This is a genomic window from Bifidobacterium hapali, from assembly GCF_002259755.1.
In the GTDB taxonomy this organism is placed as follows: domain Bacteria; phylum Actinomycetota; class Actinomycetes; order Actinomycetales; family Bifidobacteriaceae; genus Bifidobacterium; species Bifidobacterium hapali.
The window spans coordinates 89,853-105,605 of record NZ_MWWY01000005.1; the positions used below are offsets into that span (position 1 = coordinate 89,853).

Annotated in this window: 14 protein-coding genes; 12 read left to right on the top strand and 2 right to left on the bottom strand. The window is 51.6% G+C overall.

Translation table 11 applies throughout. The features are described from left to right. Window positions 1–98 precede the first annotated feature (98 nt). The 7 genes from BHAP_RS01000 (at window position 99) to BHAP_RS01025 (ending at window position 6,946) form a co-directional block, all read left to right on the top strand. A complete protein-coding gene (locus tag BHAP_RS01000; RefSeq protein WP_094728756.1) occupies window positions 99–629 on the top strand; it encodes an HD domain-containing protein in 531 nt (176 codons plus the stop codon). 8 nt (window positions 630–637) lie between these two features. Continuing rightward, window positions 638–1,471 carry a putative ABC transporter permease gene (locus BHAP_RS01005; protein ID WP_094729004.1) on the top strand — a complete coding sequence of 278 codons (834 nt, stop codon included), beginning with the start codon at window positions 638–640 and terminating at the stop codon, window positions 1,469–1,471. Window positions 1,472–1,549: 78 nt separating this feature from the next. Then, complete coding sequence (tyrS, locus tag BHAP_RS01010) at window positions 1,550–2,872, top strand: tyrosine--tRNA ligase (RefSeq protein ID WP_094728758.1); 1,323 nt, start codon at window positions 1,550–1,552, stop codon at window positions 2,870–2,872. A gap of 91 nt (window positions 2,873–2,963) precedes the next feature. Continuing rightward, entirely contained in the window at window positions 2,964–4,871 is a 1,908-nt protein-coding gene (locus BHAP_RS01015) for a tetratricopeptide repeat protein (protein ID WP_094728760.1), read from the top strand. 5 nt (window positions 4,872–4,876) lie between these two features. After that, window positions 4,877–5,908: an HAD-IIA family hydrolase gene (locus BHAP_RS01020; protein ID WP_169713136.1), complete on the top strand. Its 1,032-nt coding sequence runs from the start codon at window positions 4,877–4,879 to the stop codon at window positions 5,906–5,908. Between the two features lie 130 nt (window positions 5,909–6,038). Beyond that, entirely contained in the window at window positions 6,039–6,170 is a 132-nt protein-coding gene (locus BHAP_RS11970) for a hypothetical protein (RefSeq protein WP_275542090.1), read from the top strand. A gap of 41 nt (window positions 6,171–6,211) precedes the next feature. Continuing rightward, window positions 6,212–6,946 carry a TlyA family RNA methyltransferase gene (locus tag BHAP_RS01025; RefSeq protein ID WP_094728764.1) on the top strand — a complete coding sequence of 245 codons (735 nt, stop codon included), beginning with the start codon at window positions 6,212–6,214 and terminating at the stop codon, window positions 6,944–6,946. Window positions 6,947–7,044: 98 nt separating this feature from the next. Here BHAP_RS01025 and BHAP_RS01030 read toward each other — a convergent pair whose 3' ends face one another. Both BHAP_RS01030 and BHAP_RS01035 read right to left on the bottom strand, forming a co-directional pair. Further along, complete coding sequence (locus BHAP_RS01030) at window positions 7,045–7,698, bottom strand: potassium channel family protein (protein WP_094728766.1); 654 nt, start codon at window positions 7,696–7,698, stop codon at window positions 7,045–7,047. A gap of 74 nt (window positions 7,699–7,772) precedes the next feature. Further along, a complete protein-coding gene (locus BHAP_RS01035) occupies window positions 7,773–9,239 on the bottom strand; it encodes a TrkH family potassium uptake protein (RefSeq protein ID WP_094728768.1) in 1,467 nt (488 codons plus the stop codon). A gap of 239 nt (window positions 9,240–9,478) precedes the next feature. Here BHAP_RS01035 and BHAP_RS01040 point away from each other — a divergent pair, with 239 nt between their 5' ends. The 5 genes from BHAP_RS01040 to BHAP_RS01060 all read left to right on the top strand — a co-directional run bounded on the left by BHAP_RS01040 (window position 9,479) and on the right by BHAP_RS01060 (window position 15,744). Further along, entirely contained in the window at window positions 9,479–10,465 is a 987-nt protein-coding gene (locus BHAP_RS01040; RefSeq protein ID WP_244569206.1) for an NAD kinase, read from the top strand. 2 nt (window positions 10,466–10,467) lie between these two features. Beyond that, the gene (gene recN, locus BHAP_RS01045) at window positions 10,468–12,300 is read left to right on the top strand and encodes a DNA repair protein RecN (RefSeq protein ID WP_094729006.1); all 1,833 of its coding nucleotides are present in this window, start codon (window positions 10,468–10,470) and stop codon (window positions 12,298–12,300) included. Then, the gene (locus BHAP_RS01050; protein ID WP_094728770.1) at window positions 12,290–12,976 is read left to right on the top strand and encodes an HAD family hydrolase; all 687 of its coding nucleotides are present in this window, start codon (window positions 12,290–12,292) and stop codon (window positions 12,974–12,976) included. The genes recN and BHAP_RS01050 overlap by 11 nt, the downstream gene beginning before the upstream one ends. Window positions 12,977–13,061: 85 nt before the next feature. Beyond that, window positions 13,062–14,459: a histidinol dehydrogenase gene (gene hisD, locus BHAP_RS01055; RefSeq protein ID WP_169713137.1), complete on the top strand. Its 1,398-nt coding sequence runs from the start codon at window positions 13,062–13,064 to the stop codon at window positions 14,457–14,459. A gap of 112 nt (window positions 14,460–14,571) precedes the next feature. Beyond that, window positions 14,572–15,744 (top strand): histidinol-phosphate transaminase, encoded by a 1,173-nt coding sequence (locus BHAP_RS01060; RefSeq protein ID WP_094728772.1) that lies wholly within the window; start codon window positions 14,572–14,574, stop codon window positions 15,742–15,744. Window positions 15,745–15,753: the final 9 nt, after the last annotated feature.

Genomic DNA, 15,753 nt, shown 5'->3' on the forward strand with positions numbered 1-15,753 from the left:
CGCTGTACCACATCATCCTCTCGAATGAACACACTCGTGCGCCACATACCCTACAATCAAGCATGAAACGTAGGGAAACCAATCCGAGGGAGACCACGGTGCTGACACGTAACCAGATACGAACACTGGTCAATAAACACGGTCATGACATTATCGCTCACGAACATATGCACATTGAACGTGGCTGCTATCAACATGGATGCATCACCACGTTTGCACATTCGTTGCGCGTCGCGTGTCTGGCGGTATGGTTTGCTGATCGACTGCACCTGTGGAATCGTGTTGATCTGCGCTCGCTCATCCGTGCGGCATTGCTCCACGACTATTTCCTCTACGATTGGCATGACTGGGACAATGGTGAGCATCGTCTGCACGGCTTTACTCACGGTCGTACAGCGCTACGCAATGCATTGCGTGACTTTGAACTTAACGCGGTCGAACGTGACAGCATCGCTCATCATATGTTCCCGCTCACACCGACCCCTCCAAGTTATATTGAAGGATATCTCGTGACGTTGGCGGACAAGGTTAGTGCTACGCGAGAAACTGTGAGTTTGAAACGTTTCGGCCGTCCTGCGAAACCGATTGTGGCAGCTCACGCATCTTCAAACGTGCAGATAGGAGCATGACAATCGTTATGCTGCTGATTGCTGAAAAATACGTACTATGGTTTCTTTTCTATAGTTTCTGCGGGTGGGTATACGAGTCGATTCTCGTATCGATACAGGAAAAACGTCCAGTAAACCGTGGATTTCTGAACGGGCCATTATGCCCGATTTACGGCATAGGTGCGGTGCTTGGCATTGCGGTACTTGGTGACGTGCATCAGCCGATACTGTTGTTTGTACTGTCTGCCGTTGGCGCGTGCATACTTGAGTATGTCACGTCATGGGCAATGGAACAACTGTTTCACACTCGCTGGTGGGATTACTCGCATTTTCGATTCAACCTTAATGGACGTATCTGCTTGCTCGGTGCGCTAGTTTTTGGTATCGGCGGTGTGGTGATTGTCGGATTTATACAGCCGCATGTTGCTTCAGCTACGCAGATGATCCCGCTGTCGATGATGCATTGGCTCAGTTTCGTGCTGATTGTGCTGACACTGCTGGACACGGTGATCACCGTGGCTGGCATTGTTGACTTTGAGGAAAGTCTCGGTCAATTGGCTGCCGTGGTTGCCAAATACAGTGATGCGATGCGAGAAAAAGTCGGTGATGCAGTCGACGTTGTTAACGATGCGTCTGGCAGGGTCAGTGACATGGTTGAAGATGCGGTCAGTGGTCCGTTACAGTCCGGTCGTGAAATGTCGACTGAACTGATGTACAAGATTAAAGATGCAGCCGATTCGGTATTTAACCGTCAACAGCGGCGTATGATCGAGTCCTTCCCGCGCTTGCGCACCGATCGTAATGACGAAACGCTACAGCAGTTGCGCGCCATGTTCGAACGTCTGAACCGACGCCACCAGTAATTCGTTCGGCTGTCGGCCTGTTCTGAGAGACTGATAGATGCGTAAAAACCCACAATTTGATAGGGAGACACCACTCTTATGGCTCACGTCATCGATTTCAAGGAGGCCGGATTCGATTCCGTCCTTGATGAACTAGAATGGCGCGGGCTGATCTCGCAGTCCACTGACCGCGATCAGCTCGCCGAAGCATTGAACGGGGAGCCGGTCACCTATTATTGTGGGTTCGATCCGACTGCTGCGTCACTCCATATCGGCAACCTTGTTCAGCTTATCAATATGCGTCACTTGCAGATGGCCGGGCATCATCCGATCGCATTGGTCGGTGGCGCTACCGGTTTGATCGGTGATCCGCGTCAGTCCGGCGAACGCACGCTCAATCCAAAGGATGTTGTATCCGGCTGGGCTGAACGGCTTAAGCATCAAATCGGCGGTATTCTCGAAACTGGCGGGGATAATCCGGTGCGTTTCGTATCCAATTATGACTGGACTGCGCAGATGTCTGTTATTGACTTCCTGCGCGACGTTGGCAAGAACTTCCGTCTTGGCACGATGCTCGCCAAAGATACTGTTGCTCGCCGTTTGAACTCTGAAGAAGGCATTTCATTTACTGAGTTCAGCTATCAGGTGTTGCAGGGTAACGACTTCCTACATTTGTACGACGAATACGGCTGCACGCTCGAAATCGGTGGTTCTGACCAGTGGGGTAACCTCACGTCTGGCATGGACTTGATTCGTAAAGTACGCGGCGTTTCAGTGAATGTGTTCACGAGTCCGATTATTACTGATGCAAACGGCAAGAAATTCGGTAAGTCTGAAGGCAATGCGGTATGGCTCGATGGCACGATGCTGAGCCCATACAAGTTCTACCAGTTCTGGTTCAACCGCCCGGATGTGGAGATGGAAAGCTTGCTGAAGGCGTTCACCTTCCTGCCGAAGACTGAAATCGAACGATTGGTAGAAGAGTCGAAGACCAATCCTGGTGCTCGTGAAGCGCAGCGCACGCTCGCATGGGAAGTGACGAGTTTTGTGCACGGTGATGCTGCAACTCAGGCGGCGATTGACGCATCAGCAGCATTATTCGGTCGCGGTGGCGATCTGGCCAGCGTTGATGAGGAGACGTTGGAAGCTGCAATCGACGGATTAAAAGTCGAAAGCGACGATGGTACGAAGTCGTTTGCGACTGCGTCGGCAGGTGATCGCGTGACTGAGGCTGGTGTGAAAGCTGGCTTGTTCAAGTCTATTTCTGATGCACGTAAGACCATCAAGTCCGGCGGCGTGTATCTGAACAACAATCGTGTGGAAGACGAGGAACAAGTTCTGTCTGCTTCTGACTTCCTGCACGGTCGTTTCGCGCTGATTCGTCGCGGTAAGAAAGCGCTCGGCGCTGTCGAGCAGCATTGATCATAGAACGCTGAATCATAGAACACGGTAAAGCACAGTAAACATTTCGGCTCCCTTCATAGGGGGCCGAGTACGTTAGTTAAGGACATCAATGGCAGAAGAACAGGGCCGCTCGGGCGGCAAATCCTACGGCAATCGCAAATCGTACGGCTCCGGTCGCTCGGGCGGCTCACGGAATGGTTCTGGACGCTCATTTGGCGGCTCGCGTGGCGGATTCCACAAGGGCGGTAAGTCCGGTGGATTCCACAAGTCCGGCGGATTCCATAAGGATGGCGAGTTCCGCCGCGATCGCGAAGGTGCTGGCGAAGGTCGTGACTTTAAGCGTGACGGCGGTGAGCGTCGCGAGTTTAAGCGTGACGGTGAACGTGGCGGGTTCCACAAGTCAAACGGTGGTTTCCGTGGTGGTAAGTCCGGTGGCTTCCGCAAGAATGGTGAGCGCGGTGGTTTCCGTCGAGATGATGATCGTAAGGATTTCCATCGCGGTAGCGATAACGGCGGTGAGCGTCGTGACTTCCACCGCGATGATCGTCGCGATGGTGAGCGTGGCGGCTTCCGCGGAAAGTCCGGTGGTTTCCACCGTGACAATGATCGCAAGAATTTCCACCGGGATGGCGATAACGGTGAACGTCGTGACTTCCATCGCGATGATCGTCGTGATGACCGCCATGATGGTGAACGTCGTCAAGGTGGTAACCCGCGATTCCAGCGTGATGGTGAGCGTAAGTCATTCCGCCGCGATAATGAGCGTCGTGACTTCCACCGTGACAATGATCGCAAAGATTTCAAGCGTGATGATCGTCGCAATGATCGTGCCGATAATGAACGCCGCGAGTTTACTGCGGACGAAAAGCGCGAGTATCGCGAAACAAAGCGCCGCGAGTATATGGAGCGTGGACCGCGCCGTAACTCTGACGGCACGATGAGTTTCCCGTCGCAGAACCCGTACACAGCGCGTCGACCTGACGAACCAAAGATGCCGAAGGGCATGGAATGGTCAATGCTGTCGAGCGACGAGCGTGAACGACTGCGCGGTCTATCGAAGGAACATGCGGAGAACATTGGTCTGCACATTCTCGCCGCTTATGCGCTCGAAGAATCTGATCCTAAGGGTGCGCTTGAGCACGCTAAGTGGGTTGCTCGTCAGGCATCGCGTATTGATTTTGCTCGTGAAACCCTCGCTTTCGTGGCTTACCGTCAGGGCGATTACAAGCTTGCTTTGCGCGAGTTCCGCACTGCATACCGCATGAACGGTTTCCTCGACTATCTGCCGTTCATCGCCGACTGTGAACGCGGCACTGGCAATCCGAAGAAGGCTATTGAAGTAGCTATGGGGGATGATGCCAAGCAGCTGCGTGGCGAAGCCAAGGCTGAGATGTTCTTGGTGTATGCGGGTGCGCTCAACGATTTAGGCCAGAGCGATAAGGCAATCGATATTGTGCATACGCTGGGCCGCTCTAAGGGTCTGCCGGGGGAGTACCGTATGCGTGCTATTCAGGCCGAACAGTATTTCCTTGAAGATGCTGGACGCGGTGAAGAAGCGGCTGATCTTGATCCGCTGCTCGACAAGCTCGAACTGCAGTATGCGGATGACGATGAAGCTGCGGATGATGCCGTGATCGATCATGATCTTGAACGATTCTCTGACGACGAGCTCGATATGCTCGGCATCAGCGAGGATGATGCTCAGTATGCGCCAGAGGATGACGAGAATGCAGATGATGCTGAAGATACCAGCGATAACACGGATGCGGACGGTGATGAGAATGCGGCATCTGATGAGGATGCTGATGATGCTGAAGCCGTGAGCGAAGTCGCTGATATGAGCGAGACGCTCGAGCCTGAAGCATCTTCGGAAGCATCCGATGCAGTGTCGGCAGATGATGAGTCTGAGTTGCCTGCACAGGAAGCGCAGGACGGTTCGGATGCAACGAGTGAACCGGCAACAGATATTGATGATGCGGCAGATGACGCTGCAGATGACGCGGTGGACGCTGAGTGATCGCCATGCTCAAGTCAACTGACAAGCCGATTGCTGAAACTTACTGTCTCGCACTTCTCGACCTTGATGGTGTAGTGTATCGTGGCAAGAATCCGGTTGAATATGCTGCGGAGTCGATTCGTCAGGCTGAAGCAGTCGGCATGAGCATTGAATACACAACGAATAATTCTTCGCGTTTTCAACGTGTAGTTGCTGATCAGTTGCGTGGATTCGATCTCAACGTGGAACCTCATCAGGTAATCACTTCGTCGGTGGTTGCCGCGCGCATGGTTGCTCGCCATGTACCGGCTGGTGCCAAGGTACTCGTGCTGGGGGCGCAGCACTTGCGCGAAGAGGTTGCTCGACAGGGATTGGTTGTAGTAGACGGTGCGGCTGATGATCCTGTCGCGGTGATTCAGGGTTGGTATCCTGACATGCGCTGGCAGGAAATGGCTGAAGTCTCATTTGCGGTCGAGCATGGGGCAACATATTTTGTTACCAATCGTGATTTGACAATTCCGCGTGAGTTAGGCATTGCGCCCGGTTGCGGTTCGATGATTCAAGCGGTGATCAATGCGACTGGTGTCGAACCGGTCGCATCGGCTGGCAAGCCTGAATCGGCCATGTATGATGAGGCTCGTTTGCTTGCCGCTGGCGATAATGCGGAGCCAGTGGCTAAAGAATCATGTTTGGCGATTGGCGATCGGCTTGATACTGATATCGAGGCGGGCAATCGTGGCGGATACGATTCACTGGCAGTTTTAACTGGTGTGACCAATCCGCATGAGCTTATGCTTGCTCCCGCTCATCTGCGCCCCACCTATATCGTCAAAGATTTGCGCGGCCTGATGGACGTGATGCCGGCAGTTGACCAGCTCGCAAATGGATCATGGACGTGCGGTGATGCTGTTGCCTCGTTGGACGAAGCCTCCGGAACGTTGAACGTCAACAATACGACCAGTATTGATGCGCTGCGCGCAGCATGCGCATTGATGTGGTCATATGCAGATCGAGGTGGCGACACTGCTACGATCACTGTGCCTAACTTCGCCTTGTGATCGCTGGCCAATATCCTATGTGAGCAGTACGTGAGTTCTTGGCTTTTGCTTATCAAAAGCCAAGAACTCACTTCATTACGACATTGGGCAATATTCATTGAAACAGCCAATACGAAAGGAGCTGATAGTAATGCCTGCGGATGATCTCGCACAGAAGTTTCCTCAGTTATCCGATCTTGAGCATGTAGATGTTCCTCAGCGTATTGAGGCATTCCAATCAGTGCTCGATCAGCTCCAGCACGAACTTGACGACAATCGCTAACACTGGCGATCAACGGCACTGCACACACTCGGAGACTTCTCATGCCAAGACTTGACTCATTGTTGGTTTACCGTTCTTTGGTTGATAGTAGGTCCAAAGCACAGAAACTTATCAAAGACGGGCATGTTTTGGTAGACGGCGTGCCAGCAGTCAAGCCGTCTATGACTGTGGCGGAAGATGCCTCGCTAGTGGTTGACAAAGGCGATGATTACGTCTCTCGTGGAGCATACAAACTCGTTGGTGCGTTTGATGTTTTTGCTCGCAACGGCTTGCCTGCTGCACAAGGACTACAGTGTCTTGATATTGGAGCGTCAACAGGCGGATTTACTGAGGTATTGTTACGTCGCGGTGCAGCTCAAGTTATTGCGCTCGATGTTGGACACGATCAACTTGACTCGCGTATCGCGGATGATCCTCGGGTTATTCGTATGGACGGTGTCAATATTCGTGATGTAACGGCGGACGATCTGCCGTATAGACCTCAGATGATTGTTTCTGACGTTTCCTTCATCTCGCTAACGTATGTTATTCCGGTTATCGCACGTATTGCCGTGCCGGATGCTGCTATTGTGCTTCTTGTTAAGCCACAGTTTGAAGTGGGCCGTGAGGGGCTTGATCGGCATGGCATTGTAGAAGACCCTGTGTTGCGTGAGCAAGCATTGGATAAGATTACGCAGTGTGCTGTAGATCATGGTTTACATGTTATTGCTACAGCTGATTCGCCTATTGAAGGCACTCACGGTAACGCCGAATATCTGCTGTATGCTCGCGCATAGTATTAACTATTCCGCCATTTTTCGGCTGAAGTTATCTAGTCTGTCTCTGACAGAAGGTTTACGAAGTTTGCGGCTCCCCTTGTCCGGGGCGTAGCGGCTTAGCCTCGAATGAACCGTTCGATTTGATCCTCTTTACCCATAAGAATGAGTTCGTCATTGCGATGCATAACCAGTTCTTTAGAACCGTATTGGAACTCTTTACCCGGTGATTTAATACCGACTACGGTGATACCGTACCGTTCGTGTACTTTCGCGTCTTCGATGCTGTAGCCTGACACATGGCGTGGCGTGTGAATTTTAACGACAGTGTGTGCGCCTTCTATTTCGATGTAATCGAGATAGTTACCTGAGACGAGGTGCCCGACACGTTTGCCCGCATCGGTTTCTGCATTGATAATATGGCGAGCTCCGATGCGTTGCAGAATGCGCGCATGTTCTTGCGATACGGATTTTGCCCAGATGTCTGAAATACCTGCATCGAGCAGATTACCGGTAGTGATCACTGATGCTTCCACACTGTCACCGATTGCCACGATTGCCGTGTTAAAGTCGGAAACATTCAGCTGTTCAAGTGCTAACACATCAGTCATATCGGCTTGTACGGTCGGAATTTGCGAAGACCAACGGTTCACTAATTCCAAGTTCTTATCAACTGCAAGCACATCCTGTCCCATCGCATCCAACGTGGTCGCCACAGCGCTACCAAAGCGGCCCAGTCCTACGACTAGAATGCTTCTGCTATTGTCTGCCATGTGTGACTCCTTATTGCTCTTCAACCTTGATGAATATGCTGGACACGTGCTGATAGATGAAGACAACTGTTACCTTATCCTACGACCAACGGTTCAGTAGGGTAACGTACCGCCTCCAATGCTCGAGGACGACTAATTGAGTATGCAATCGTCATCGGTCCGAGACGCCCGACAACCATCGTAATTGCAAGAATCGCTAATGCAGCGGGATTGTCTTCCCTCGCAACACCAACCGTATAACCACCGAGTCCAAACGCTGAGCAAGCATCAAACAGTGCGCTAGACAACGGAACATTTGCTACGAGCATCAGTGCAATTGATGCAGCAAGTACGAGCATAAGGCATGTAGTGGTAATACTTACCGCAGTCATGGCTACATTGGTGTGGATGCGACGACGGAACGCATTGACATCTTTGTGACCGGTGAATGATGCGCGGCATACGAGCAAAATCACCGCAAATGTGGTGACGCGAATGCCACCGGCTGTGGAGGTGCTGCCACCGCCGATGAACATTACAAAACTCATGAATACTTTGGTTGCTTCGCTGACTTGTGGAACCCATGACAGATCGAATCCAGATGATCGTGGCATCACTGCTGCAACAACCGCATGTCGTAAACGGGTTTCTACATCTGCGTCTTTGAACAACGATGGATTATCCCACTCGACTAACAAAAACCATGTCAGCGATGCAATAACGATAAGGAACGTCATCGTTAGCGTGACTTTCGTATGCAAACTCCATCGACGTGGAGGAACATGTCGGCGGGCGCAGCGCATGAGATTGAGAATCACGGGGAAACCTAAGGTACCGCAAAATGCCGCAGCCATAATCGGCATACCTACCGCCCAGCTGTTTACATATAGTCCTGCACCATCGGGTGTGAATCCTGCGTTGTTGTATGACATAACTGCGAAGAACAGTGCTTCCCACGCAGTTTTACCGAAATCAGTTCGATTAATCGATAACAGACCCGGAAAGAGTGCGACGAATGTGATGGATTCGATAAAGAATGTGGTAGTGATAACCACCGTGAGTACGCCACGTATTTCGGATAATTTCGTAGTGCCAAGCTCAGTGGCAGTGAGCAAGCGTTGTGTTGCTTTCATATGATGGTTGACTGCTAGCGCGATCATTGACGCGAACGTCATGACGCCAAGCCCTCCCATCTGTACACTCACGAGCAATACGCCTTGCCCGAACAACGTCCAATGTGTTGTCGAATTCACGATTGAGATGCCGCATGTTGACAGGGCTGAGACTGCAGTGAATAGTGCTGTTGAGAATGAGGTTGTTTCTCCTTGCGGTGTCGATTGCGGCAATAAGAGCATGGCGGTGGAAACCATGACAAGTATTCCAAAATAAATGACGGTAAGTCTACCGGGATGAGATGCCATATGTTGACGCAGTGTATGGCGACGTGTGACTTGCCTCTCTGCTGCAGCAGCTCGCTCGAATGTATCGCCAGAGAACCACCAAGCATATCCGCGTGAGGATTCGCGATTGGATGATGATTCGTCAAAAACGAGATTCGACATCGCGGCCTCCTTACCTTAGGAATAGTTCAGTGCTGTATTGTGTTGCGGTGGCGATGCGGCCAACGCTAACGATGTGCTAACAGTCTATGACCGGCTCGTGAGAACATGAGCATGCAAAAGGCTCTGGCACGGCGTGGCGCAAGGTAAGAGACGGCGTGTCATGCGAACAATTGTTCGAAATCTCGATTGGTTCGGTTACGATGAAATCAGTTCTTGATTCCTGCGACAAGGAGGATACGATGAGTGGCGTTCGGCACGCGGTGGTGGTGACGCACACGCGCCTTCGTGAAAGCGGCACGGTGGTTTCTGAGGCTGTGGCACAGTTGCGCAGGGGTGGTTTTGATGTGTCGATTATTGATAACACAGAGGCTCCGGAATTTGGGAATCGTCCGCCGGTCGTGCCAGACAATACGGAGATTGTAGTGGTGTTGGGTGGCGATGGCACGATTCTCAGGGCTGCAGAATTAGTGCATTGCACAAGCGTGCCAATTCTTGGTGTCAATCTTGGTCATGTTGGCTTCCTCGCTGAATTTGAAAGCTTCCAAATGAGCGAGGCGATACGACGTATCGCAACGCACGACTATTCGATTGATGAACGCATGATTGCTCACGTAGATGTGTGGCTGCCTGGTGCACATGAGCCGTTAGAGGATTGGGCACTGAACGATATCACGGTCGAAAGAGCAGACCGTGGCAAGATGGTTGAGCTGTCTATTCGTGTTGATGACGTGGAAATGAGTTCATTTGGGTGTGATGGTGTGATTGTTTCCACGCCTACTGGTTCTACGGCTTATGCGTTTTCGGCTGGCGGTCCTATTATGTGGCCGAATGTACAAGCACTCCAGCTGGTGCCACTAGCAGCGCATGCATTGTTTGCAAGGCCATTGATTATCGGTGCTGGTTCAACGTTTGCAATGGATATTCTTGATGATTCAACATCTGATGGATGGATTTGCTGTGATGGTCGCCGTCAGCGTGGTCTGCCGAAGGGTACGCGTATTGAAGTTCGTCAGTCAAAAGATACGTTACGTCTAGCTCGACTATCTGGTGTGCCATTCACGAATCGTCTTGTTACTAAATTTGATTTGCCTGTAGTCGGATGGCGTGAACATGCGCGTAATGGGCAAAGTGTCAAGCATGGACATGTATTTCCTGAAGGTTCAGTGCATGATGTCGAACAGTTAGAGGCACAGAATGATGCGCATACACGCAGTGGAGGTGAATGATCATGCTTGAGGAACTGGAGATTCGTGATCTGGGACCTATTCGGCATGCGTTACTCACTCCTGCGGCTGGTATGACTGCCATTACTGGTGAGACTGGTGCTGGTAAGTCAATGCTGTTGAGTGCTCTGAAACTTATCTCCGGTGGCACTGCTGATGCAGGGCGTGTGTCTGCTGGAGCTCGTAGTGCATGGGCTCAAGGCGTATTTGAAGTCGATGGAACTTCGCCACGATCTGACAATAAACGCAGTGAAATAACTGCTGATGAAGCTCTTCATATTGCGAAAAATGCTGGTATTGAGCTAGAAGACGGTGAACTGTTCTTATCTCGTACGGTACCGGTATCTGGCAGGTCACGGGCTGTAGTAAATGGACGTAGTGTGCCACGAGCACTGCTTGGAGAGCTTGCCGACGAGTTGGTGACGATACATGGGCAGGCAGATCAGCTGCGTATTGCTTCTTCAGCTCGGCAGCGTGAATTTCTTGATATGGTGGCTGATGATGGTCAAGAATTAGCAGCTTATCGTAAGGCTTGGGATGCGCTGTGTGCTTTGGATGAGCGGCTCAAACGCATGGAGCATCAAGAGGCGTCAGTCCGGCAGCGGGCTGATTATTTGCGTGAATCTATTGACCGTATTAATCGCGTTGACCCTCAGCCGGGGGAAGATGATGAACTGCGTGCCAAACGAGCACGCATCGAGCATGCGGCGGATATTGCGCAAGGTGTTTCTGGTGCGTTAGCCGCGTTGGACGCCTCTCAGGTGAACGTCGATGCGGATGAAAGTAGTGCTTCGGAACTCATTAACCATGCGGTGCAATCACTGCGTGCAATTCGTGCGGATGGTGATTTCTCTGAACTCGCTGATCGGCTGGAATCTATCAATGCGGACATTTCAGACGTTGTGTATTCGTTGAGTCGAGAACTTGACGTGGAAGATGATGTCGATGATCTCGATGGACTTAATGCGCGCATTCATGAGTTAAGTGAATTGACTCGACGCTGGGGGCCAACCTTATCGGATGTTATCGCGTGGCGAGATAAAGCGGTGTTTGAGATGGAAGATCTTGATGCATCTCCTGAAAAGGTTGCCGCGCTACAAGCCGAGCGTGCCACATTACTGTCACAAGCGATAGATGCTGCTCAACAGTTAAGCGCCGTCCGTGCAACTGCAGCACAAGCATTGGCTGCGGCAGTGAGTCAAGAATTAACGTCACTGGCAATGGATGGGGCTGAACTACGGATTGCGGTAACGCCACGGCAAGAGTCTGCCTCTCCAACAACATCCGCAACGACAGGGCTATTGGATGCGAACGGATGCGATGATATCGCATTCTTATTCACCCCATACGAAGGAGCGCCTGAACTACCAATGGGCAAGAGTGCATCCGGTGGCGAACTGAGTCGTCTCATGCTGGCACTGGAATTATCTGCTGCGAACCGTCATTCGACTGGCTCTTCCATGACGTTCATTTTTGATGAAGTTGATGCTGGTGTTGGCGGTAAAACTGCAGTTGAGCTAGGACGGCGTCTAGCTCGACTCGCGCAGAGTGCGCAAGTTATTGTCGTGACTCATTTAGCGCAGGTTGCCAGCTGGGCTGATAGCCAGTTCGTAGTAACTAAGGAGCCTCCAGATGCGGACGATGATGAAGTTGGCGTCATTACTACTGTTGCACAAGTGACAGGTGAAGCACGCGTTCGTGAGATTGCTCGCATGCTGTCAGGCTCTGAGTCGGACACATCGCTTGATCATGCTCGCGAGCTGCTGCACTCCTCAACACTCATACAGACCCATCCCCATGTCAGCAAAGATGCAGCAAGGAAGAGTCATGAACAATAACATAACGCATACAGTGGCGCAAGTGAATGCAGGAAAAGCCGCCATTTTTGACCTTGACGGCACACTGCTGGACTCGATGGGAGTATGGGATCAGGTTGATATTGATTTCCTCTCACGTCGCGGTATCACCGTTCCAGACGACTACATGACCACGGTTGCTGCCATGCAGTTTAGACAGATTGCTGAATACACCATCTCACGATTTAGTCTTGACGATACTCCTGAACAACTCATGGACGAGTGGGACAACATGGCTCGTATTGCGTATGCGACAGTAGTCGAAGCTAAACCGCATGCTGTTGAATACTTAGCCAGTCTTAAAAAAAGCGGGGCACAATTAGCGGTGGCAACATCATTGCCACCATCGCTACGAGAACCAGCCATGAGGCATGTTGGTATCCTCGATTTCTTCGATGTGACAGTCAGTGTTGATGATGTTGGCGACGTTGGCAAGGATAAACCGGATATTTATTTACTTGCAGCTCAGCGACTCGGTGTCAAACCATCTGATTGCACAGTCTTCGAGGACTTACTCACTGCTATCCGTTCAGCGCGTGCAGCAGGCATGAAGGTCTGGGCTATGCACGACGATTCATCGAATAGAGATTGGCCGCAGATCTGTGAGCTTGCAGATGGCGTGCTTTTCGACTTCGCTGAAGCGCCACGCACCTTATAAACAATCAATATATGTATCTCACGATACGGGTGACGAGGGTATTCCACACCAGTTTCGTGATGTGACATTGCTACGATGGAGCGTTATGAGCGAGAACATTATGAACATCATCGACCTTCGTGGGTTGAAACTATCCCGTGCTGAACTGCTGGCCGCAATGCCGCGTGCTGCAATGGGTACTTCTGAAGCAACTGATTTAGTACGTCCAATTCTTGCTGACGTCAAAGAACGCGGTGCTGCAGCGTTGCGCGACTTTGAAGAAAAGTTTGATCACGTGCGTCCAGTTCACTTGCGCGTGCCGCAAGAGGAAATTCAAGCATCGCTAGATACGCTTGATCCTCAAGTGCGTGCTGCTATCGAAGAATCTGTGCGTCGTGCTCGCGCGGTCGCAGCCAATCAGGTTCCTCAGGATTTCCACACTGATCTTGCACCCGGCGCTCGAGTTGCTGAACGTTGGATTCCAATTCAGCGCGTCGGCCTATACGTGCCCGGCGGTAAAGCTGTGTATCCGAGCTCAGTCATTATGAACGTCGTACCTGCGCAAGCGGCTGGTGTTGAATCGTTAGCAATTGCTACTCCGCCAGCACGAGATGATGCGCAAGGTCTTCCGAACAGAACGATTCTTGCTACGTGCGCCATTCTTGGTGTTACGGAAGTGTATGCGGTCGGTGGTGCTCAGGCTATTGCCATGTTTGCATACGGCGCTAAGGGAAGCGAACCGCAAGATGGTGACGTGTTATGCGACCCAGTTGACAAGATCACTGGTCCGGGTAACATCTTCGTAGCTACGGCCAAGTCGCTGGTTTCGGCATTTGTCGGTATTGATGCTGTTGCCGGTCCTACGGAAATTGGCATTATTGCTGACAAGGATGCCAACCCGAGTCTAGTCGCCGCTGATCTCATCGGGCAGGCTGAGCACGATGAACTTGCCGGTTCTGTACTCTTCACCGATTCGCCTGAGCTTGCTGCTGCAGTGCAAGAGAACCTTGCGTATCGTGTTCCGCGTACTGAACATGCTGAACGTGTTCACACTTCGCTGTCGGGTGCGCAGTCGGCGATTGTACTTACCGATAATCTTGACCAGTCTATTGATGCGGCCAATGCGTATGCTGCTGAACACCTCGAAATCCAGACTGCTGATGCTGATGCTGTCGTGAAGCGTATCAAGAATGCAGGTGCTATCTTCCGCGGCCCATATTCGCCGGTACCGCTCGGCGATTACATGTCTGGTTCCAACCACGTGTTACCTACTGGTGGCACGGCGCGCTTTGCAGCTGGTCTCGGTGTTCACACATTTATGAAACCAGTTGAGGTTATCGAATACGACGAAGAAGGATTGAAGGAACTTGCTGCACGTATTAATGCGTTTGCAGTGTCTGAGGATCTGCCAGCTCACGGCGAGTGCGTGTTGAGTCGTTTTGTCAACGATCCATACGATAAAGCCACATTAGGCGAACAGGAACAAGAAGCTGGTTTGCTGTAAAGCACCAGTACTTGATGATTACAATCCGTCGGAATGAATAGTGCATTATTCTGACGGGTAATCACGTCGCAGCCGAACCCCTTGTATATGGGGTAAAGAAAAGGGGAGGAACATGACTCAAGAAACGAACGAGATTCTGGCAAACTTGCCGCTGCGCAACGATCTGATCGGTGAGACTCCATATGGTGCTCCGCAGCTCGACGTGCCGGTCTGTCTCAACGTTAACGAGAATCCGTATGAACCGAATCCGGATGTTTGCGCTACAATCGCACGTCGTGTCGGCGAGATCGCGCATACGCTCAATCGTTACCCTGACCGTGAACATGTAGCTTTGCGTCAAGCATTTGCTGATTACCTTGCTCAAGAATCTGGCGCTCATCTTAGTGTCGATCAGCTTTGGGGTGCAAACGGTTCGAATGAGATTATGCTTCAACTGTTCCAAGCCTTCGGCGGACCGGGGCGTACTGCGCTCGGATGCGACCCCACGTACTCTATGTATCCCGAATATGCGCGTGACACGTTCACTGGTTGGAAACTTGCTCATCGCAACGCCGATTTTACACTGGATGTGGATGCAGCTATCGAAGCGATCCAAGAGATCAAACCCAGCATGGTAATTCTCACCAGCCCAAATAACCCAACTGGCACTCCATTACCAACGGCTGATCTCGAACGCATCCTCGACGTGTGTGAGCACGCAGACGTGTCTGGCGCTGCTGAAGGTGTACACCCGATTGTGGTCGTTGACGAAGCGTACATCGAATTTCGCAATCCCGGCACGCCAAGCGCTGTCACCCTCATTGATCGGTATGCTAACCTCGCAGTCAGCCGTACTATGAGCAAAGCGTTTGCTTTCGCGGGCGCACGCGTAGGCTATCTTGCCGCATCCAAGGGCATTATCGATTGTGTACGCATTGTGCGTATGCCGTATCATCTGTCTGCCATTACGCAAGCTGCAGCACTAGCCGCGTTCGAGCATACTGACGAACAACTCAGCCGAGTAGCTCATTTGCGCGATATTCGCGAGCAAACTGCTGTATGGCTTGCAACACAGACTTACCAAGGTCAGCCGCTCGAAGTTGCCGCTTCGGAATCCAACTTCCTACTTTTCGGCGGACACTTTGACAAACGAGAGCGTATCTTCGACGAACTGCTTAACCGTGGCATCCTTATTCGTGTCGTCGGCCCGGACGGATGGCTGCGCGTATGCATGGGTACTGATGATGAAATGGCACAATTCCGCGAAGCACTCACCCAAGTGCTACGAATCGTGGAACGTGAATAACGTGAGTAA

What these genes read in the sequence shown, in the direction of transcription:
- BHAP_RS11970 (WP_275542090.1), top strand. Translation starts at nt 6,039, where the DNA reads ATGCCTGCGGATGATCTCGCACAGAAGTTTCCTCAGTTATCCGATCTT.
- BHAP_RS01015 (WP_094728760.1), top strand. Translation starts at nt 2,964, where the DNA reads ATGGCAGAAGAACAGGGCCGCTCGGGCGGCAAATCCTACGGCAATCGC.
- BHAP_RS01005 (WP_094729004.1), top strand. Translation starts at nt 638, where the DNA reads ATGCTGCTGATTGCTGAAAAATACGTACTATGGTTTCTTTTCTATAGT.
- tyrS (WP_094728758.1), top strand. Translation starts at nt 1,550, where the DNA reads ATGGCTCACGTCATCGATTTCAAGGAGGCCGGATTCGATTCCGTCCTT.
- recN (WP_094729006.1), top strand. Translation starts at nt 10,468, where the DNA reads ATGCTTGAGGAACTGGAGATTCGTGATCTGGGACCTATTCGGCATGCG.
- BHAP_RS01020 (WP_169713136.1), top strand. Translation starts at nt 4,877, where the DNA reads ATGCTCAAGTCAACTGACAAGCCGATTGCTGAAACTTACTGTCTCGCA.
- BHAP_RS01040 (WP_244569206.1), top strand. Translation starts at nt 9,479, where the DNA reads ATGAGTGGCGTTCGGCACGCGGTGGTGGTGACGCACACGCGCCTTCGT.
- BHAP_RS01030 (WP_094728766.1), bottom strand. Translation starts at nt 7,698, where the DNA reads ATGGCAGACAATAGCAGAAGCATTCTAGTCGTAGGACTGGGCCGCTTT.
- BHAP_RS01035 (WP_094728768.1), bottom strand. Translation starts at nt 9,239, where the DNA reads ATGTCGAATCTCGTTTTTGACGAATCATCATCCAATCGCGAATCCTCA.
- BHAP_RS01050 (WP_094728770.1), top strand. Translation starts at nt 12,290, where the DNA reads ATGAACAATAACATAACGCATACAGTGGCGCAAGTGAATGCAGGAAAA.
- BHAP_RS01025 (WP_094728764.1), top strand. Translation starts at nt 6,212, where the DNA reads ATGCCAAGACTTGACTCATTGTTGGTTTACCGTTCTTTGGTTGATAGT.
- BHAP_RS01060 (WP_094728772.1), top strand. Translation starts at nt 14,572, where the DNA reads ATGACTCAAGAAACGAACGAGATTCTGGCAAACTTGCCGCTGCGCAAC.
- hisD (WP_169713137.1), top strand. Translation starts at nt 13,062, where the DNA reads ATGAGCGAGAACATTATGAACATCATCGACCTTCGTGGGTTGAAACTA.